Raw genomic sequence first — 17,723 nt, 5'->3', positions numbered from 1 at the left:
GCCCGGCGTGCCGAACGGCAAGCGGATTTCGCTGCCGGCATCTTGCCCGATTTTCTGCCCCAAACCCAGCGCATTCGCGAGCAGGAGTGGACCGTAGCCCCCGTGCCTCAAGACTTGCAGGACCGCCGCGTGGAAATCACCGGTCCCGTAGAGCGGAAGATGATTATCAACGCGCTGAATTCGGGCGCCAGCGTCTTCATGGCCGACCTGGAGGACTCCAACTCGCCGACCTGGGACAACGTGGTGCAGGGCCAACTCAACCTGCGCGATGCAGTGCGGGGCACCATTTCGCTCAGCACGCCCGCAAAGGAGTACCGCCTCAACGAAAAAACTGCCGTGCTCATGGTGCGTCCCCGGGGCTGGCACTTGGTCGACAAGCACGTGCTGGTGGACGGCGAGCCCATTAGCGCCTCCCTGTTCGACTTTGGCTTATATTATTACCACAACGCGCACGAGCTGTGCGCCCGTGGCTCGGCGCCGTACTTCTACCTGCCCAAGCTGGAAAGCCACCTCGAGGCGCGCCTGTGGAACGAGGTGTTCACCCACGCGCAGCAGGCCCTGGGCATTCCGCACGGAACCATCCGCGCCACGGTGCTCATCGAGACCATCCTGGCCGCGTTCGAGATGGACGAGATCCTGTACGAGCTGCGCGATCACGCCGCGGGCCTCAACGCCGGCCGCTGGGACTACATCTTCAGCATGATCAAGAAGTTCCGGAACCGCGGCGACTTCGTGCTCCCCGACCGGGTGCAGGTTACGATGGCGGTTCCCTTCATGAAGTCGTACGCGGAATTGCTGGTGAAGACCTGCCACCGCCGCGGCGCGCACGCCATGGGGGGGATGGCGGCCTTCATCCCCAGCCGCCGCGACGCCGAGGTGAACGAGCGCGCGATGGCCAAGGTGCGCGAGGACAAGGCGCGCGAGGCCGGGCAGGGCTTCGACGGCACCTGGGTGGCGCACCCGGACCTGGTGCCCGTCGCGCGCGCCGAGTTCGACCCGGTGCTTGGCGACAGGCCCAACCAGAAGCACCGCCAGCGCGACGATGTGAACGTGCGCTCGGCGGCGCTGCTGGAAACCGGCATCGTGGGCGGTCAGGTGAGCGAGGGCGGTGCGCGGCTGAACGTGAACGTGGCGCTGCAGTACATCGAGGCGTGGCTGCAGGGCAACGGCGCCGTGGCCATCCACAACCTGATGGAAGACGCCGCCACCGCCGAGATCAGCCGCGCGCAGCTGTGGCAGTGGATCCGCAACCGCACCCCCATCGCCGACGACGGCGACCAGGACGGTTACTTCACGCCGGACGACTACACGCGCATCCGCGACGCCGAGATGGCGGCCCTGCGCGCCGAGCGCACCGACACGCGCTGCCTGGAGTCTGCCAGCGCGTTGCTGGACGACCTGGTGCTGGGCACCGAGTTCATTCCGTTCCTCACCCTTCCGGCGTACGAGATCCTGCACTGAGGGGTGTAACCGCGGAGGCCCCTCCCCGCACGATACTGCTGTGCGGAGAGGGGAGAACTTCGGACGGGGTTCGACTGGGTTGAGCGCATGCCGCGGCCGCCCCCCTCTCCCAACCTCTCCCCCGCAAACTGCGCGGGGGAGAGGCGCCAGTTTTGCGCGCTCCGTCTGGCCTGGTGCGCACGACTCCGCATGCAGTCCGCGCAGGCGGACTTTGGGCCTCGTTGCCGCGAATTCATTCGCCCCAGCGGAGCCGAGACCTCGACTGGATGACAGATGTGGCGCGCCACCATCGAGGGGACGCGCCACACTGGCTCCCTTCTCCCGCGCAGTTTGCGGGGGAAGGGCTGGGGATGGGGGGCGCCCGCCGACGCACCGAACCTGCTCGGACCCACCAATCCGGGTTCTCCCCTCTCCGCACGCAGTTTGTGCGGGGAGGGGCCGGGGGTGGGGCCCCTTCAGTCCTCGTCCGTAACGATCCGCAACTCGCTCCCGGCGAACGGGTCCGCCGACATCGAGGACGGCGTGGCGCGTTCGTCCTGGGACTGCTTGGCGAGCGCCGCCGCGGCCATGATGCCGCTCGCCCCCATGCTGTCGACGATGGTGCTGGGCACCACCATCATACCGCCCTTCTGCTTCAGCCCCTCGTACAGGATGTTCATCTGCCGAAGCTGCAGCGCCACCGGGTTCCCCTGGTAGCTTTCGGCCGCCTTCTCGAACAGCTTGGCGATCTCCACCTCGGCCTCGCCCAGGATGATGCGCGCCTGCTTTTCGCGCGTGGCCTGCGCCTGCCGGCTCATGGCGTCCTGCAGCGACGCCGGAATCACCACGTCACGCATCTCCACCGAGTGCACCGTCACCCCCCACGGCGTCGTACGGCTGTCAATGAGCCCTTGCAGCTCCTGCTCGATCTTTTCCCGTCCGGCCAGCAGCTCCGAGAGCGACGTGCGGCCGATGATGTCACGTAGCGCCGTCTGCGACGCCCAGCTCACCGCCTGCCGGTAGTCCTGCACCTCGAGGGCGGCCTTTTCGGCGTCGTACACCGTCCAGAACAGGACCGCGTCCACGTTCACCGGCACGGCGTCGCTGGTCAGCGTCTGCTCGGCCGCGAAGGAGGTCGTGGTGGTGCGATGATCCACCCAGGCCGCCACCGTGTGCACGCCCGGGATCACCCAGAACACGCCGGGGCCCTGCAGCCCCACGTACTTGCCGAACTTCAGCACCACCGCGCGCTCCCACTGCTGCGCGATCTTGGGCGAGAACATGGCGACGCAGCCGATTCCGATCCCGGCAATCAGCGCCAGCGGCTCGCCCGCGGCGGCCGTGATCGCTCCGCCGATGACGGACGGGATGGTGAGCGCCAGCGTTCCGAGGACGTTGCCGCGCGGAACGCTTCCCGGCGTGAGCTGGGGCATGTTCGCCTTGTACTGCGTGAGGTCGGTGCCCGGCATGGGATTCCCCTTAGCGGTTGCGGCGGCTGTCCAGGTGAATGATCACGTCGTCCAGCGAAAATCCCAGCGCGGCCGCCTCGCGCAGGAACCCGTCTTCCAGCGCGCACAGTTCCGCGAGCAGCTCCTCGCGGTCGATGGCGTCGGAAGATGCCCTCACTACGGTGCCCACCCCGGCCATGGTTTCGAGTACCTGCTGCTTCTCCAGCTCGGTGTAGGCGCGGGCGACCGCGTTGGCGCCCACGCGCAGGTCCACCGCAAGCTGGCGGACGGTTGGGAGCGTATCGCCGGGGCCCAGCGCGCCGGCGCCGATGGCCGCGCGCACCGTGCGGACGATCTGCGCTTCCACCGGCGTGGGATCGGTCGGGTCGATGTGGAACATGGGGAAGGGATGCGGCGGCAGAACGCCGCGGTCAAGTGTTTCCGCCGAAACGGGAGATGCGCCAGACGCGCAACGTGTCGACCGAAGCGCACCTGTCATCCCGACGGAGCGGCCGCGGCGAATCTGCCCCTGCACGTCAGACGGCAGCGACCGAGGGATCCGCCACATACTTCGCGGGACGGAAGCAGACCGACGCCGCCAGAGATCGAACATCCCGCGGACCAGCGGCACCGTGGGCGACACGTCCAAGCAATGGGGACGACCGTAGTTTTCACGCGATGCGGCGCGCTGTGTGGCGGATCCCTCAGTCGCTGCAATCCACGGTGTCAGGGCTGAGTAACCCGGGGCCGCTCCATCGGGATGACACCGCGCGGCCGCATCGTCTTCCCACGTCGCGACTGACCGGGCCCGTCAGTCGCCCGAGGCCTGGGCCGCCGCCGATTCCAGGAGGGAGAAGATCGTGTCCAGCGAGTCGGCGTCTTCCGGCTTCTTGTCCGTGCGCCAGCGGAGCATGCGGGGAAAGCGGACCGCGACGCCGCTCTTGTGGCGGGGCGAGCGCTGGATGCCTTCGAAGGCGAGCTCGAACACCAGCTCGGGCTTCACCGTGCGCACCGGCCCGAACTTCTGCGTCGTGTTGCGGCGCACGAACGAATCCACCTTGCGGATCTCCACGTCCGTCAGCCCCGAGTACGCCTTGGCGAAGGGCACCAGCTCGCCCTCCTTCCACACGCCGAACGTGTAGTCGGTGTACAGCGACGCGCGGCGGCCGTGTCCCCGCTGCGCGTAGATCAGCACGGCGTCGATGGTGAACGGCTCCACCTTCCACTTCCACCACGCGCCCTTCCTCCGGCCCACGCCGTACGGCGCGTCCGCCCGCTTGAGCATCAGCCCCTCGGCGGAGCGGGCGCGGGCGTCGCGGTGGGCCTGCAGCACGCCATCCCAGTCCGCCGCGGCCACCACCGGCGAAAGGAGAAAGCGCCCGCCGGAAGGCGTCGCCCGCACCAGCTCCTCGAGCCGCGCGCGGCGCCAGGCCTGGGGCTGCTCGCGGACGTCCACGCCATCCACCTCCAGCAGGTCGTACGCGAGCAGGACTACCGGCACCTCGGCCAAAATCTTGGGCCCCAGCACCTTGCGTCCGATGCGCCGCTGCAGCTGCGCGAACGGGAGCGGCCCGTCGCGCCAGGGCATGATCTCGCCATCCAGCACGGTGCCGTCGGGGAGCAGGGCGGCGGCGTGCGCCAGCTCGGGAAAGCGCTCCGTGATCAGTTCTTCGCCGCGCGACCAGATGAAGGTGGAGCCGCCGCGCCGGATCACCTGCGAGCGGATGCCGTCCCACTTCCACTCGGCCTGCCAGTCGCGCGCATCGCCCAGCGATTCCAGCTCGCCCTCCAGCGCGTACGCCAGGAAGAACGGGTACGGGCGGCTGAGGTCGGTGTCGCGCGTGTCCATCTCCAACAGCCGCGCGTAGAACTCGGGATTGGGGTCCCACGCGCCCATCATCCGGTGCGCGACGGCCGCCTCGTCCACGCCCGACACGCGGGCCAGCGCGCGGACCACCAGGCTCTGCGACACGCCCACGCGAAAGCTGCCGGTGATCAGCTTGTTCCACACGTACGCCTGCGGCCCGTCCAGCTCTGCCCAGGCCTGCTGGATTTCGCCGCGCTGCCCCGCCTCGTCCTCGCCGCGCAGGGGAAGCAGGCGCTCCTCCACCCAGTGCCGCAGCGGCAGGTCGGTGGATGCGCCCGATGGCGGGAGAAGGAGGGAGATGGTTTCGGCCAGGTCGCCGACGGAATCGTAGCACTCCGCGAACAGCCACTCGGGCACGTCGGCCGCCTCCATGGCCCACGCCGCCAGCTTGCGCGCGCCAACGAGCCGCTTGGGCCGCCTTCCGCTCAGGAAGTGCACGGCCCACGCGGCATCGGCCGGGTTCGCGGCCGCGAAGTAGCGGGCGAGCGCATCCACCTTCTCGCCCGTCTTCGTGGTCTCGTCCAGCTCTGCGTACAGCGCGGCGAAGTCCTTCAACTCGTCGTCCGGAGAGAATGGCGGATCACCCGTGCTCCCGGGCGGTCGTGCGCACCACCGTTCCGCCGATCCACGGAGTCGGTACAGGTTGATTGCGTCGCGGGTTTGCGCGGGCGTACGCGAGCGCGGCCGAAAGGCTGTCCGCCGTGAGCGAAGGATAGTCTTCCAGCAGCTCCTGGTCGGGTGCGCCCTGTCCGGCCAGGTCGGCCAGCGTGTGCACGGCGATGCGCGTGCCGCGGACGACCGGCATGCCTCCGCATACCTGTGGATCGATCATCACCAACGATCCTTCACCGACGCCGGTGCGCTTCTCCATCGTATCCTCCCCTGTCGGGCCCGATCTCGGAACTTCCTGCTCGGCACTGAATCTGACCGCGTGAATCCGGACGGTCAATCGCCTGACAGAAGATAGTGCAAAGTACCCATGCCGCGGGGGCGCGGAAGGGCGATCCTTGGTCCGTGCAGGATGACGCCGACTTACGACCCACGGGCACTCCGATGGACGATCAACGGACTGAATATGCGCGCTCCCTCGCCGAGCGCATCGAGCAGGAGTTTCTGGACAAGCTGCGCCGCTTCATGGCTACCTCGGTGCCGCTGGAGGACATCACCCGCGTGCAGGCGCAGTTCGGCGCCACGCCGGCCACCGCCGTCCACCCGGCGCTCCGGCTCCTCGCGCGGGAACCCGTCGCGGACGATCGCACGGGGCTGGCGGCGAACATCCAGCGTTCGGGCGATGCGAGGGTGCGGCCGGCGGCGTGACGGGTGTGGTGGTGGGGAGGGGCGAGCGCCCGGTGGCGGTCCGATGCGGACCGCTTGCCGGGCGTTCGGGCGTGTGGCATCTTGCGCGCCCCATCCTCAGCGGGAGAAATGCGGATGAGCGAGAAGGAGCGGGTGCAGGACCCCGACGGCCGGTTCAGCATGGTGCCGCCGGCGGGGTGGTCGGCGGCGCCGGACGAGGAGCAGGGCGGCCTCGAGGTGTGGCGCGAGGACGAGGGGATCGGCACGCTTCACCTCATCTCGTTCGATGCGGAGGACGACTTTCCCGACCCCGCCGAAGAGCTGTACGCCTTTTTGGAAGACCGAGGCGTGGAGTTGGAAGAGGACGACGTCGACGACCTGCCCCTGGAGGGCGGCGCCGAGCTGGCCGTCTGCGAGTACGAGGCGGAGGACGAGGACGAAGGCGATGTGACTTTCTGGATGGTGGCCGTAGCCTCCGCGCCCGGCGTGATGATGTTCGCCACGTACGTTGCCCCCGCGGGCGAGCAGGAGGCCGAGCGCGAGCTGGTGCGCCAGGCGCTCGGCACGTTGCGCCTGGCGGCGGCCGAAGAAGATTCCTGAACCACACTTTTGCCGAGGGACCGATCGATGGGGCTTCAGCAGGGCGATGCCGCGCCGGATGTAACGCTCGTTTCCACCGACATGAAGCCGGTGCAATTGGCCGACGAGTGGAAGCAGGGACCCGTGGTGCTGCTGTTCTTTCCGCTGGCGTTCACCAGCACCTGCACCGAAGAGTTGTGCACCATGCGCGACGACATCGGCACGTACACGGGGCTGAACGCCCGGGTGATCGCCACGAGCGTGGATTCGCCGTTCGTGCTGCAGCGGTTCAAGCAGGAGGTGGGGGCCGACTACCTGTTCGCCTCGGACTTCAACCGCGAGGCCTCGACAGCGTTCGGCGTGCTGCGCGAGAGCCCGCTGGGGCCCGGGCTGCGCAACGCCTCGGACCGCGCCGCGTTCGTGATCGGCAGCGACGGCGCCATCCGCTACGCATGGCACAGCACCAACCCCAGCCTGCTGCCCCCGTTCGACGAGATCAAGCAGGCGCTCGCCGCGTAGCGCTGCCGCCGGAAACGTTAGGAGAGCCGTCCGCCAGTGGTAGGCGAGCGGCTCTTTCGTCATCCATAGGCCGCCGCCCCGATTCCATCCCGCAGCCCACACCAAAGCCTGTCATCCTGAGGCCCAAGCGCACCACATCATCCCGCAGCACGGACGTCGCGGGCCGAAGGATCTAGCCTGGGGCACGTACCAGCCAGGGCGCGGCAGCGGTCACTGTAACGGAGGCCTCGGCTGCCGTGGGGCCCTCACCCGGCCGCGCTAACACGCGTGCCACCCTCTCCCGCAAGCGGGAGAGGGTTGTACACTTCGGACTTTGGTGCGACGAGGCAGGCCCGGTGCTCGGGCCGGCCCCCCCATCCCCAGCCCTTCCCCCGCAAACAGCCGCGGGGGAAGGGAGCCAGTTGAGTGCGCAGGGCCAGCCGGAGCGCAATCGAATTCTCCTCTCCCCCATGGGGGTTTATGGGGGAGAGGCCGGGAGAGGGGCGGCCGAGGCATGCGCTGATCCCTGTCGAACCCGATCGAAGTTCTCCCTCTCAGCCGCGATGCACCGGGGCGAAGTAGATCTTGGTGTCGTATTCGAAGACCACGCGCCCGTCCACCTGGTGCTCGCCGAAGACCCGCTCCAGTGCGCGCATCATCGGCGCGTGGCCGGGATGGCCCTCGTTGGGCGCGTACGACGACGAGAGCAGCCGTCCCTTCAAGCCGTCATAGTCGAACACCTGCTCGTTGTATGCCGTCCGCAGCGTGTACGAGCCGCCAAAGAACGCCCGCAGGGTGTCGTCGGTGATGTTCTCGTGGTTCACCGACGTGTAGTCCGTCCCGTGCTCGTGCAGCAGCGCCTCGTACGCGCGCAGGAACGGCGAGGTGTCCGTCCGCCGCGCATTCCACAGCAGCACCGCCCAGCCGCCCGGCCGCACGATGCGCCGGAACTCGTCGCGCGCACGGGGCGCGTCGAACCAGTGGAATGCCTGGCCCGCCACGGCATAGTCAACCGCCGCGGCGGCGAGGGTGGACGCTTCCGCCGTTCCCGCCACGCTGCGGAAGCGCGGGTCGCCGCCCAGCATCGTCTCGGCGGCGGCGCGCATGTCGGGGTTGGGCTCCACGGCGAACACCCGGTTGCCCTGGTCAAGGAAGATCCTGGACGAAATTCCCGTCCCCGATCCCACGTCCGCCACCACGTGCACCGGCGCCAGCCCCGTCTCGTCGCGAAGCACGCGGATCACCTCGTCCGGATAGCCAGGGCGGTAGCGGACGTAGTCGGCGACGCGGTCGGAGAAGCGCGCGGTGGCATCCGGCATGGGATTAGTCGCGGATGGGCACCAGGGCGAAGGCGGCCAGCATCATCCCCAGCCCCACCAGGTAGGGGATGGGGCTGCCCACCAGCAGATAGTGAACGGCGCCACAGAGGGCCGTGGCCTCCCCGAACGCCCACGCCGCGATGTTCAGCGACTTGCGTGCGACGGGGTCCTGCTCCGCGGCGTGCTTGCGCTGAATCCACAGGATTCCCCCCGCGGCCGCGACGATGAAGATGATGTTCATCACCTGCATGGTAGCCGCCCGTTCGGGGGCGCGGGGCCCGTCGCGGCCCACCAGGAAGGTGACCGCCACTCCAAAGAGGAAGACGCCGCCCAGGAACGCCATGCGGATGATGCGCAGCGTGGCGCCCAGCGGCAGCTCACGGGGTTGGGTCATCGGATCGTCTCGCTCAGGTGAACGACGCGGCGCGCGGATCGAACGTCCGGGGTCCGTCCGCGCGCTACTCGGGAACCACGGGCTGAATGCGCTCGCGGTCGGTGTCGATCGCGCGCTCCACCCACAGCACCTGCACCAGAGTCCACACCAGCAGCACCAGCGGCAGCGCCAGCAGCACGCCCAGAAAGCCGAACAGGCTGCCGAACAGCACCAGGGCGAACAGGGTGACGAACGGGTGGATCTCGGCGTTGTGCGACATGGCCCACGGCGTGATGATGTTGGCCTCGATCTGCTGGATGGCCAGCGCCGCGATGGCCGTCCACATCCCCTTGGTCGGATCCACCAGGAACGCCACCATCGTCGCGGACAGCCCGCCGATCCACGGGCCGGCGAGTGGAATGAACTCCAGCAGCCCGTTCAACAGCCCCAGCAGCAGCGCGTTGGGCACGCCGATCAGGTAGAACGCCACCACGCTCAGCGCGCCCACGCCCACCATCGCCGTCCCCACGCCCTTCAGCCACCCCATGATCCGCTCGCCCAGCAGCTGGAAGATGCGGTACCAGGCCAGGCGCAGCCCTTCGGGCATCACCCGCATCATGGGGGTCAGCAGGTGGTCGTTGGGGCTGGCCAGCGCGAACAGGGCGCCGAAGAACAGCACCAGCGGCACGAACAGGATCTCCAGCACGCTCGCCGCCTGACCCATCACCTTTGCGGCGCCGCCACCCCCGCCGCCACCCGAGAACAGCTGCGACGGGCTGGGGATGTTCACCTGCATTCCCATGCGGGTGTGCAGCCACTCCTCCCAACTGGTGATCTGCTGCTCCATGGCGGGGCCCTGCGAGGCGAGGTCCTTCACCTGCCCCACCAGCAGCGGCGTTCCCCACGCCAGCAGCGCCACCAGCCCGCCGATGACCACCACCCCCACCCCCGCCGCCATCCACTTGCGCTGCACGGGGATGAGCGCGCGCAGCCCGTTGAGCCCGATGGCGATGATGACCGCCGCGTACACCATCAGGAACACGCGGGTGAGCGGGTCGAAGTAGCGGTACAGCAGCGCCAGCAGAAAACCCAGCAGCACGGCGCGATACAGGTGCTCGGGCCTCACCTGGCCCATCGGGCCGGTCGGGTGCCGCGCCACGGCGTCGGCGGGCACGGGGCCCCGCGCCATGGGTGTGGGTGTCTTGTCCTCGGCCATCCGCCCCTCCCGTTCGCGTTCTCCCTGGGATCCCCGCCGCGGGGCGGGCAAGGAGTGCACCATCCCACGTTTTCGCCGGCCGTCAGCCTGTACTCGTCCTCACAGATGGGATTCGCACCAGGCCAGCACTTCGGGAAAGCGCCGTTCTTCCAGCGCGCCGAACAGGCGGTTGCGGCCCAGGCGCGCCGCGCCGATGGCGGGGCTGGTGAGCCCGCACAGGAACCGCGCGCGGCGCCGCGGCGTGGCCAGCGCCTCCGGCTGCGCGGCGCACAGGGCGCGGAACTCCGCCACGTCCACCATCCGCTCGATGGGCGGCGCCGGCGGAAGCGGGGGAAAGACGGACGCGTGCCCCGTCTGGCACCACGTGCAGTGGCCGCACGGCGCGTGGCCACCCTCGCCGAAGTACTCCAGCACGAAGTTGGTCTGGCACCCGTCGCGCTCCACCAGCTGCCCCATCAGCGCGATTCGCTCCACCTCCGACTGCTCCCGCGCCACGAAGCGCTCCAGCAGCGCGTCGGCTAGGGCATCGACGTCGGGGCGCGCCACGAGCTTGTGGAAGCGAAGCCGCAGATCGCTCGCCGTGACCTCGGCCAGCCCCTGCTCGCCCAGCCAGTCCACCGCGCGAACGATGCGGCTGCGCTGGTCGGGCTCGGCGCCCTCCAGGTCCAGCGTGTACCAGCTGCGGCCGAACCTGGCGCGCTTGAAGATCCCCTCCACGAACTGCGCGCGCTCGCCGGAGAAGCGGCCCACGATCTCGGGAACGGACACCAGCGGCTTCATCTTGTAGCCGGCGTAGAACGGCGTACCCTGCCGAAGCACGCCCAGCAGCTCCAGGTAGGTGAGCGCCGTGCGCTGCACCAGCTCGCGGATGTCGTGCTTCAGGCTCAATGCGCGCGGCGCCACGTCGAACGTGCCCTCCGCCGCCGCCACGTCGGCCAGCAGCCCGCGCAGCGACTCGCGGTCGGGCGTGTCGCCGAAGGCGAAGTTCTCCAGCGTCGACACGTCTTCGCGGCTGCCCAGCATCTCCACCGTCGAGGGCAGCCCGTCACGCCCCGCCCGGCCGATCTCCTGGCTGTAGCTTTCGATCCCCTTGGGCAGGTTGTAGTGATAGACGTAGCGCACGTCGGCCTTGTCGATCCCCATTCCGAAGGCGATGGTCGCCACCACCACGGCCCGGTCGGACCCCTTCCACCACTCCTGCACCCGCGTGCGGTCCTCCGCCTCCATCCCCGCATGGTAGGCCATGGCCGGCACGCCCGCGTCCGCCAGCACCTTGGCGACCCGCTCGGCCGTCTTCTGCAGCGTCACGTACACGATGCCCGCCCCCGGCGCGCGCCCGCGCACCCGGTCCACCAGCACGTCATCGCGCCGCGCCGCCTCGGTGGGAACGGTGGAAAGGAACAGGTTGGGGCGATGGAAGCCGGTGACCACCGCCGCGTCGCGGTCGATGCCGAAGGTGGTGCAGATGTCGTCCACCACGGCGGGGGTGGCCGTAGCCGTGAGCGCCAGCACGCGCTCGACGCCGATGGCGCGCGCCGTCTCGGCCAGCTTCAGGTAGTCGGGTCGAAAGTTGTGGCCCCACTGCGAGATGCAGTGCGCCTCGTCCACGGCGAACAGCGAAATGCGCGCGCGGCCCAGCTGGTCCAGAAAGCGCTCGTTGTTGAAGCGCTCGGGGGCCACGTACAGCAGTTTCAGCGTGCCGTTCCTCAGCCCCCGCTCCACCGACGCGGCCTCGTCGCGCGAAAGGGAGCTGTCCAGCCGCGCCGCCTCGATCCCCCGGCCGCGCAGGTAGTCGATCTGGTCTTTCATCAGCGCGATCAGCGGCGACACGACCACGGTCACGCCCGGCAGCAGCAGCGCGGGCAGCTGGTAGCACAGCGACTTTCCCCCGCCGGTGGGGAACACGGCCAGCGCGCCGCCCCGTTCCAGCAGGGCGTCGATCACCCGCCGCTGCCCCGGGCGAAACTCCGGCAGCCCGAACCTCTCGTGCAGCACCTGCTCGGGGCTGGCGGCGGCGGAAAGCGTGTCTGGGGATGCACTATTCGGAGCCATCTTTCCACCCGGAGCCAGGGGACGCGGCCGCGCGCCTGTCGCGCGGCCACGCCTAAAGAAATGGACGGGTGGAACGCCGTCAAGGCGTTGACAAAAACCCGTCGCACCTGTGGCTCACTCGGATCGAATTGGGCCGGCGGTGGCGGAATTGGAGCTGCCGGACGTGAAAAAACAGGGCGCCCCCGATGTGGAGGGCGCCCTGGCCGTTCTTCCGGTGAGCCGAGGTCAGGACGTGGGCTGCACCGAGTTGATCCCCGTCACGGGCTGCGTGGCCGGCCGCAGGAAGCTGGAGTTCACCCAGCCGGTGACACCCGTTACGCCGCGGAGCGTGCCCTGCGCGGTGACGCGCGTCCAGCCGTCGCGTTCCTCCATTGCCTGCACCACCGTGCCGGTGGGCAGCGGGCCGCCGGCCACCTTCTTGTCGCTGGGCGACGGCCCCATGCGGATGTTCACCGTGTCGGTGGTGACGAACAGGGCGCCGGGCATCGGCTCGAGGTACTTGGCGCTCGCCCAGCCCGACACGCCCGTGACGCCGTTCACGGAGCCCTCGGCCGTCACCTGCTTCCACCCGTCACGATCCGCCACGGCACGCACGATGGTTCCCTCCGGGAGCGGGCTGCCGTTCACGGTGCTCTCCTGCGCTCCGGGCCCCCGCCGCACGTTGAGCGTGGCCGTCACGCGGAAGCGCGCGCCCGCGGCCGGGCGGGCCGGCGTGGACACCTCCGGGGCGGGCCTGGCCATGACTTCGGCGCGGAAGCTGGCCATGGGAAACGCGGGGCCGGGGTCCTGCTTGCGTCCGGGCGCGATGTCTTCGTGCCCGATCACGTCCTTCAGCCCGTACTCCCGTACCAGCAGGGTGGCCAGCTCGCGCGCCACGTCCAGCTGCGCCTGCGGATACCTGGCCCAGCCGCGGGGTGCCGTCTCGTTCTTGTGCGTCGCCACCAGGACGTCGGCGGCGGGCACGGTCTTGCCGCCGGGCGAGCGCCAGGGCCCGTCGGCATCGCCCACGATGCCGAACCCGTCCAGCTCGATGCCGATGGAGTGGCTGTTCAGGCCGTTGACGTTTTCCCACTTGCTCTTGCCGGCGTGCCAGGCCACGCGGTTGAACGGCACGAGCTGCGTGATGGTTCCGTCCTTGGCGATCACGATGTGGGCGGACGCCTTGGCCTGCTTGTTGGCGAGCCAGCCGATGGATTCCTCGGCGCTGCCGCCCGCCGTGTAGTGCATTACCAGCCACCGTGCGCGAAGCTCGGCGTCGGAATTGCCGCTCACCCCCTGGTTGGGGGTCGCGCGAAACCGGTACGGCGTACCGTCGTCGTGAGCGAGGCGATGGTTGATGATCTTCATCCGGGAAACCTCCGTGGGGGGGCCCGCTTCGAGGCGTGTGGACGCGGGTTCTAGCATCCGTGGAGCAATCTGCGTTCCCCTGCCGCGAAGCGTGGGGCTCCACGACAACTGGTTGTTCCGCAGGTGTTTACATAGTGCCCTCAAGCCTCGTCAGGCCGGGCGTGCCAGGCACCGCTGTCCCGAGTGGGACGCACCATCCCCAAAGGACGCGCCGAAGCCCCTGCGGAAGGGTTTTCCGCGGGGGCGATCGGCGCCGATCAGTGTTGGGTCAGTAGGTCGAGGTACCGGCGGGCGAGCCGCGGTCGCTCTTGAGCCACTGCACCAGCTTGACGATGCCCCACACCACCAGCACCAGCGGCAGAACCCGGAACAGGAGGAACGCGCCCAGGACCCACGCGATGCCGAGGACGGCCATCACCACCTTCAGGGCCGCGATCGCCACGATCACCACCACGGCCCACTTCAGGAACGTTTCGAAGCTGCTCTTGTCGCTCATCTGACACACTCCCTTGCTTGATATCGACGCTCCAATGGTCACGGATCAGCCGTACGGAGGATGCCGCGCGCGAGTTTCACGCACTTGCCCGCGAGCCGGTCGCCCGCTACTGATCCACCGGTGGCTGCTTCCGTCACTCTGGTGACTTTCCCTCACTTCCGTGGCTCGCCCGTGAGCATTCGAATCGGTACGCAGGGCTGGAACTACACGGCGTGGGTGGGGCCCTTCTATCCCGAAGGCACCAGGCCCATCGAGTTCCTGCGCACCTACGCCCAGGCGTTCACCACGGTGGAGGTCGATTCAACGTTTTACGCCATCCCCCCGGCCAAGTCGGTCCGCGGATGGGCGCAGCGCACGCCGGACGGGTTCCTGTTCGCGCTGAAGATGCCGCAGGAGGTGACGCACGAGCGCCGGCTGCGCGACGCCGACACGGTCACCGACGAGTTCCTGGACCGGGCCCGCGAGCTGGGGCCCAAGCTGGGGCCGGTGCTGGTGCAGATGGGGCCGGACTTCGGGCCCGACGAGTTCGCCGCGCTCGAGCGGTTCGTCGGGCGCCTCCCTCGCGACGTGCGGTTCGCGGTGGAGGTGCGCCAGAGCCGGTGGATGGCGGACGCCGTGCTCCCGCGGCTGCTGTCGCTGCTGGAGTCGCACGGGGCGGCGCTGGCGCTCAGCGACGGAAAGTGGATTCCGCGCGAAACGATGACGGAGCTGGCCGCCGCGCCCACGGCGGACTTCCACTACATCCGGTGGATGGGCCCCAACCGCGACATCGTGGACTACTCGCACCTGCAGTTCGACCGTTCGGGCGAAATCCGCTCCTGGGCCGAGGTGCTGAAGACGATCGCGGGCCGGGGTGTCAGCGTGTTCGGATACTTCAACAACCACTTCGCCGGCCACAGCCCCGCCAACGCCCGCGAGCTGCAGTCCCTGCTGGGCCAGGCCCCGGTGGACCCCAAGGCCATCGGCGAGCAGATCTCGCTGTTCTGATGCGCCGCGTGAGTGAGCGCAGCCGCACGCTTCACCCGCACGCGCACCGCGCCCTCCGAAGCGCATCTGTCATCCCGACGGAGCGGCCACGCCGAGCCGGCCTGTACCCCCGACCCATGCAGCGACCGAGGGATCCGCCACACACTCCGCGAGACGCCCCGTACCTGCGGACCCACCGGTACCGCCGCCCTGGCGTGGGTTAAGCCACCTAACCTGACGGGACCGCCCAAACGTCGTCATCCAGAGGCGCAAGCACGTCCCGGCTGTGTCGGGCGAATGAATTCGCTGCAACAACCACACGAAGTCCGCCTTCGCGGACTGGCCTGTTCTCGTGTGGGGGAGGATCGTGTGGCGCGCCCAAACTGTGTGGCGCGGCAGGTGCCTGCACCCGCACGGGTGGGGCTCGGTCTTCGTGTCGCTGCCGCGCCCGGGTTGAGAGGCTTCCGGGGTTAGATCCTTCGGCGCGCAGAGTCTGGTGTACGGGCCGGGCCGCTGCGATTGCGCCTCTGGATGACAGATGGCGGGCGGGATGTCGGCCTTGGCCTCACGCTGCCGACACTCCCCTGCTCCTCAGGCCCCGACCGCCTCGCGCGCCGCGGCGCGTCCGCGCTCCGTCAACTGCAGCGCGTCGTCGTCCGCGCGCGATAGCCAGCCGGTGCCCTCCGCGCGGCGGATCACGCGGCGGGCGAAGTCCTGCTCCCAGCGCAGGTGCGCGTGAAGGTGCGACTCGCGGTTCTCCTCGGCCGCGTCGGGCGAATCCTCGTGGTTCATCAGGTGGATGGCCAGCATGGTCTGCGCGAACTCCCACCTCTGCCGCGCGCGCCGCCGCGCCAGCGCCAGCAGCCCGCGCTCCGGAGCGAGCAGGAACACCAGCCCGAACGCTACGCCCGTCATCGTGGCCATCGATCCCGCGATCGAGACGTCGAACAGGTACGACATCCAGTAGCCCGAAAGCGAGCTCGCCACGCCGATCGCCACGCTCAGCCCGATCATCCGCGGAAGCCGGTCCGTCAGCAGGTACGCGGCGGACGGCGGGGCGATCATCAGCGCCACCACCAGGATGCTCCCCACCGCGTCGAAGGCGCCGACCGCGGTAACGGACACCAGTGTCATGAAGGCGTAGTGCACGAGGCCCGGCGCAAAGCCCAGCGCGCCCGCCAGCGCCGCATCGAACGTAGTGAGCTTCAACTCCTTGTAGAACGCGGCGATGAAGGCGGCGTTCAGCAGCAGGATGGCACTCATCAGCCACAGGATGCGCGGCCCCAGGTCTACCCCGTTCACCACCAGGCGATTGAACGGCGCAAAGGCCAGCTCGCCCAGCAGCACGGCGTCCACGTCCAGGTGCACGCTCCCGGCGAAGCGCGAAATCAGGATCACCCCGATGCTGAACAGCGCGGGAAACACCAGGCCGATCGCCGCGTCCTCGCGCACCAGGTGCGTGCGGTTGATCACCTCCACCAGCGACACCGTGAGCACGCCGGTGAGCGCCGCCGCCGCCACCAGCAGCGGCGAGGCGATGTTCTCGGTGATGAAGAAGCCGATGACGATGCCCAGCAGGATGGCGTGGCTGATGGCATCGCTCATCAGCGCCATCCGGCGCAGCACCAGGAACACGCCGGGAAGCGCGCACGCCGCCGCCGTAACCGCGGCGATCCACTGGATCTCCTGTTCGGGCACCATCATCGCGCGTCCTCCTCGTCGTCGTCCCGGCCCCGGGTGCCCGGGCCGCCGCGGAGCGCCTCGGCCTGGCCGGCGGCCGTGATGGACCAGTCGTCGCCCGCGCGCGTCGCCCAGCCGCGCTGCTCCAGCTCCTCCAGCTCGTGCCTCGCGCCGGGGTGCGCCGCCTCCAGCACGGCCGTCGCGTGCCCGTGGTGGGCGCCGCCGTGCTGCACGGCCAGCTCGTTCAGGTCTGCCAGCACGGCGTGCATGTGAAGGGTGCGGCGGTTGCGCGCCTGGCGCACGGCGGCCCACACCAGCCCGCGGTTGGGCGCGAGCGCCATCGAAAAGAGCACCAGCACCGTCAGGCACAGGACGATCGTGGGTCCCGTGGGCACGTGCTGGCTCATGCTGCTGATCACCGCGCCGGAAACGCCCGCCAGCGCGCCGATTCCGCCAGCGAGCAGGACCATGGTTCCCATGCGGTCCGTCCACTGCCGCGCGGCCGAGGCGGGCGCCACGACCATCGCGCTCATCAGCACTACCCCCACGGTCTGCAGGCCGATGACGATGGAGACCACGAGCACGGAGGTCAGCAGCACGTCCAATCCGCGCATGGGCAGCCCCAGGCTGGCGCCGTAGTCGGGATCGAAGGCCAGCAGCTTGAACTCCTTCCAGAAGAGCGCGGCCACGCCCAGGGCCAGCCCGCCCAGCGTGGCGATCATCACCACGTCGCGCCACAGCAGCGTGGCCGCCTGTCCGAAGAGAAAGCGATCCAGCCCCGCCTGGCTGGCATCAGGGCGCTTCTGGATGACCGTCAGCAGCACCAGGCCGGCGCCGAAGAACACGGCGAGGACGATCCCCAGCGCGCTGTCCTCCTTCACCCGCGTGGCGTTGACGATCTTCATCACCACCAGCGTCCCCACCCATCCCGCCACCGCCGCGCCAAGGACCAGCACGAGCGGCGCCTTGCTGCCGGTGAGCAGAAAGGCCAGGGCGATGCCCGGCAGCGCGGCGTGGCTGATGGCGTCGCCCAGCAGGCTCTGCTTGCGGAGCACGGCGTATGAGCCCAGGGCGCCGCTGGTCATCCCCAGCGCCGCCGCGCCCAGCGCCACGATGCGCAGCGTGTAGTCGGAAAAGAAGTCCATG

17 protein-coding genes are annotated in these 17,723 nt (G+C 69.3%); 5 read left to right on the top strand and 12 right to left on the bottom strand.

Features of this window, described 5'->3' with window-relative positions; translation table 11 throughout:
- A partial coding sequence (aceB, locus tag VF632_RS07680; RefSeq protein WP_331022286.1) for a malate synthase A occupies positions 1 to 1,461 on the top strand: 1,461 nt, incomplete at its 5' end.
- 455 nt (positions 1,462 to 1,916) lie between these two features.
- Here the strand turns inward: aceB and VF632_RS07675 are convergent.
- The 4 genes from VF632_RS07675 to VF632_RS07660 form a co-directional block, all read right to left on the bottom strand.
- The gene (locus VF632_RS07675; protein WP_331022285.1) at positions 1,917 to 2,909 is read right to left on the bottom strand and encodes a slipin family protein; all 993 of its coding nucleotides are present in this window, start codon (positions 2,907 to 2,909) and stop codon (positions 1,917 to 1,919) included.
- A 10-nt stretch (positions 2,910 to 2,919) separates the two neighbouring features.
- On the bottom strand, positions 2,920 to 3,288 hold the full coding sequence (locus VF632_RS07670) for a GntR family transcriptional regulator (protein WP_331022284.1): 369 nt from the start codon (positions 3,286 to 3,288) through the stop codon (positions 2,920 to 2,922).
- Between the two features lie 411 nt (positions 3,289 to 3,699).
- On the bottom strand, positions 3,700 to 5,310 hold the full coding sequence (locus VF632_RS07665; RefSeq protein WP_331022283.1) for an ATP-dependent DNA ligase: 1,611 nt from the start codon (positions 5,308 to 5,310) through the stop codon (positions 3,700 to 3,702).
- A 25-nt stretch (positions 5,311 to 5,335) separates the two neighbouring features.
- The gene (locus tag VF632_RS07660; RefSeq protein WP_331022282.1) at positions 5,336 to 5,626 is read right to left on the bottom strand and encodes a DUF433 domain-containing protein; all 291 of its coding nucleotides are present in this window, start codon (positions 5,624 to 5,626) and stop codon (positions 5,336 to 5,338) included.
- A 182-nt stretch (positions 5,627 to 5,808) separates the two neighbouring features.
- On the opposite strand from VF632_RS07660, the gene VF632_RS07655 reads away from it, so the two are divergent.
- From VF632_RS07655 to VF632_RS07645, 3 genes are all read left to right on the top strand, one after another.
- Positions 5,809 to 6,072 (top strand): hypothetical protein, encoded by a 264-nt coding sequence (locus VF632_RS07655; protein ID WP_331022281.1) that lies wholly within the window; start codon positions 5,809 to 5,811, stop codon positions 6,070 to 6,072.
- A 114-nt stretch (positions 6,073 to 6,186) separates the two neighbouring features.
- The gene (locus tag VF632_RS07650; RefSeq protein WP_331022280.1) at positions 6,187 to 6,651 is read left to right on the top strand and encodes a hypothetical protein; all 465 of its coding nucleotides are present in this window, start codon (positions 6,187 to 6,189) and stop codon (positions 6,649 to 6,651) included.
- A 27-nt stretch (positions 6,652 to 6,678) separates the two neighbouring features.
- Positions 6,679 to 7,149: a peroxiredoxin gene (locus tag VF632_RS07645; protein WP_331022279.1), complete on the top strand. Its 471-nt coding sequence runs from the start codon at positions 6,679 to 6,681 to the stop codon at positions 7,147 to 7,149.
- Between the two features lie 533 nt (positions 7,150 to 7,682).
- Here VF632_RS07645 and VF632_RS07640 read toward each other — a convergent pair.
- The 6 genes from VF632_RS07640 to VF632_RS07615 all read right to left on the bottom strand — a co-directional run bounded on the left by VF632_RS07640 (position 7,683) and on the right by VF632_RS07615 (position 13,931).
- A complete protein-coding gene (locus VF632_RS07640) occupies positions 7,683 to 8,447 on the bottom strand; it encodes a class I SAM-dependent methyltransferase (protein WP_331022278.1) in 765 nt (254 codons plus the stop codon).
- A 4-nt stretch (positions 8,448 to 8,451) separates the two neighbouring features.
- Positions 8,452 to 8,841, bottom strand: a complete 390-nt coding sequence (locus VF632_RS07635; RefSeq protein ID WP_331022277.1) for a hypothetical protein — start codon at positions 8,839 to 8,841, stop codon at positions 8,452 to 8,454.
- A gap of 64 nt (positions 8,842 to 8,905) precedes the next feature.
- Complete coding sequence (locus VF632_RS07630) at positions 8,906 to 10,036, bottom strand: AI-2E family transporter (protein ID WP_331022276.1); 1,131 nt, start codon at positions 10,034 to 10,036, stop codon at positions 8,906 to 8,908.
- Positions 10,037 to 10,135: 99 nt separating this feature from the next.
- A complete protein-coding gene (locus tag VF632_RS07625; RefSeq protein ID WP_331022275.1) occupies positions 10,136 to 12,088 on the bottom strand; it encodes an ATP-dependent DNA helicase RecQ in 1,953 nt (650 codons plus the stop codon).
- Between the two features lie 225 nt (positions 12,089 to 12,313).
- Entirely contained in the window at positions 12,314 to 13,435 is a 1,122-nt protein-coding gene (locus VF632_RS07620; RefSeq protein ID WP_331022274.1) for an N-acetylmuramoyl-L-alanine amidase, read from the bottom strand.
- A gap of 268 nt (positions 13,436 to 13,703) precedes the next feature.
- Positions 13,704 to 13,931, bottom strand: coding sequence for a hypothetical protein (locus VF632_RS07615; protein WP_331022273.1), 228 nt, complete (start codon positions 13,929 to 13,931; stop codon positions 13,704 to 13,706).
- A gap of 171 nt (positions 13,932 to 14,102) precedes the next feature.
- On the opposite strand from VF632_RS07615, the gene VF632_RS07610 reads away from it, so the two are divergent.
- Complete coding sequence (locus tag VF632_RS07610) at positions 14,103 to 14,918, top strand: DUF72 domain-containing protein (protein ID WP_331022272.1); 816 nt, start codon at positions 14,103 to 14,105, stop codon at positions 14,916 to 14,918.
- A 570-nt stretch (positions 14,919 to 15,488) separates the two neighbouring features.
- Here VF632_RS07610 and VF632_RS07605 read toward each other — a convergent pair.
- Together VF632_RS07605 and VF632_RS07600 are read right to left on the bottom strand one after the other, a co-directional pair.
- Positions 15,489 to 16,598 (bottom strand): metal ABC transporter permease, encoded by a 1,110-nt coding sequence (locus VF632_RS07605; protein WP_349263982.1) that lies wholly within the window; start codon positions 16,596 to 16,598, stop codon positions 15,489 to 15,491.
- Positions 16,598 to 17,722: a metal ABC transporter permease gene (locus VF632_RS07600; RefSeq protein WP_331022270.1), complete on the bottom strand. Its 1,125-nt coding sequence runs from the start codon at positions 17,720 to 17,722 to the stop codon at positions 16,598 to 16,600. Before VF632_RS07600 ends, VF632_RS07605 begins: the two co-directional genes overlap by 1 nt.
- Position 17,723: the final 1 nt, after the last annotated feature.

Origin of the sequence: Longimicrobium sp., assembly GCF_036388275.1 — a bacterium.
Classification (GTDB): domain Bacteria; phylum Gemmatimonadota; class Gemmatimonadetes; order Longimicrobiales; family Longimicrobiaceae; genus Longimicrobium.
This window is presented reverse-complemented; position numbering and strand designations above follow the sequence as displayed.

What these genes read in the sequence shown, in the direction of transcription:
- VF632_RS07650 (WP_331022280.1), top strand. Translation starts at nt 6,187, where the DNA reads ATGAGCGAGAAGGAGCGGGTGCAGGACCCCGACGGCCGGTTCAGCATG.
- VF632_RS07605 (WP_349263982.1), bottom strand. Translation starts at nt 16,598, where the DNA reads ATGGTGCCCGAACAGGAGATCCAGTGGATCGCCGCGGTTACGGCGGCG.
- VF632_RS07655 (WP_331022281.1), top strand. Translation starts at nt 5,809, where the DNA reads ATGGACGATCAACGGACTGAATATGCGCGCTCCCTCGCCGAGCGCATC.
- VF632_RS07675 (WP_331022285.1), bottom strand. Translation starts at nt 2,909, where the DNA reads ATGCCGGGCACCGACCTCACGCAGTACAAGGCGAACATGCCCCAGCTC.
- VF632_RS07635 (WP_331022277.1), bottom strand. Translation starts at nt 8,841, where the DNA reads ATGACCCAACCCCGTGAGCTGCCGCTGGGCGCCACGCTGCGCATCATC.
- VF632_RS07620 (WP_331022274.1), bottom strand. Translation starts at nt 13,435, where the DNA reads ATGAAGATCATCAACCATCGCCTCGCTCACGACGACGGTACGCCGTAC.
- VF632_RS07640 (WP_331022278.1), bottom strand. Translation starts at nt 8,447, where the DNA reads ATGCCGGATGCCACCGCGCGCTTCTCCGACCGCGTCGCCGACTACGTC.
- VF632_RS07625 (WP_331022275.1), bottom strand. Translation starts at nt 12,088, where the DNA reads ATGGCTCCGAATAGTGCATCCCCAGACACGCTTTCCGCCGCCGCCAGC.
- VF632_RS07600 (WP_331022270.1), bottom strand. Translation starts at nt 17,722, where the DNA reads ATGGACTTCTTTTCCGACTACACGCTGCGCATCGTGGCGCTGGGCGCG.
- VF632_RS07630 (WP_331022276.1), bottom strand. Translation starts at nt 10,036, where the DNA reads ATGGCCGAGGACAAGACACCCACACCCATGGCGCGGGGCCCCGTGCCC.
- VF632_RS07645 (WP_331022279.1), top strand. Translation starts at nt 6,679, where the DNA reads ATGGGGCTTCAGCAGGGCGATGCCGCGCCGGATGTAACGCTCGTTTCC.
- VF632_RS07660 (WP_331022282.1), bottom strand. Translation starts at nt 5,626, where the DNA reads ATGGAGAAGCGCACCGGCGTCGGTGAAGGATCGTTGGTGATGATCGAT.
- VF632_RS07615 (WP_331022273.1), bottom strand. Translation starts at nt 13,931, where the DNA reads ATGAGCGACAAGAGCAGCTTCGAAACGTTCCTGAAGTGGGCCGTGGTG.
- VF632_RS07670 (WP_331022284.1), bottom strand. Translation starts at nt 3,288, where the DNA reads ATGTTCCACATCGACCCGACCGATCCCACGCCGGTGGAAGCGCAGATC.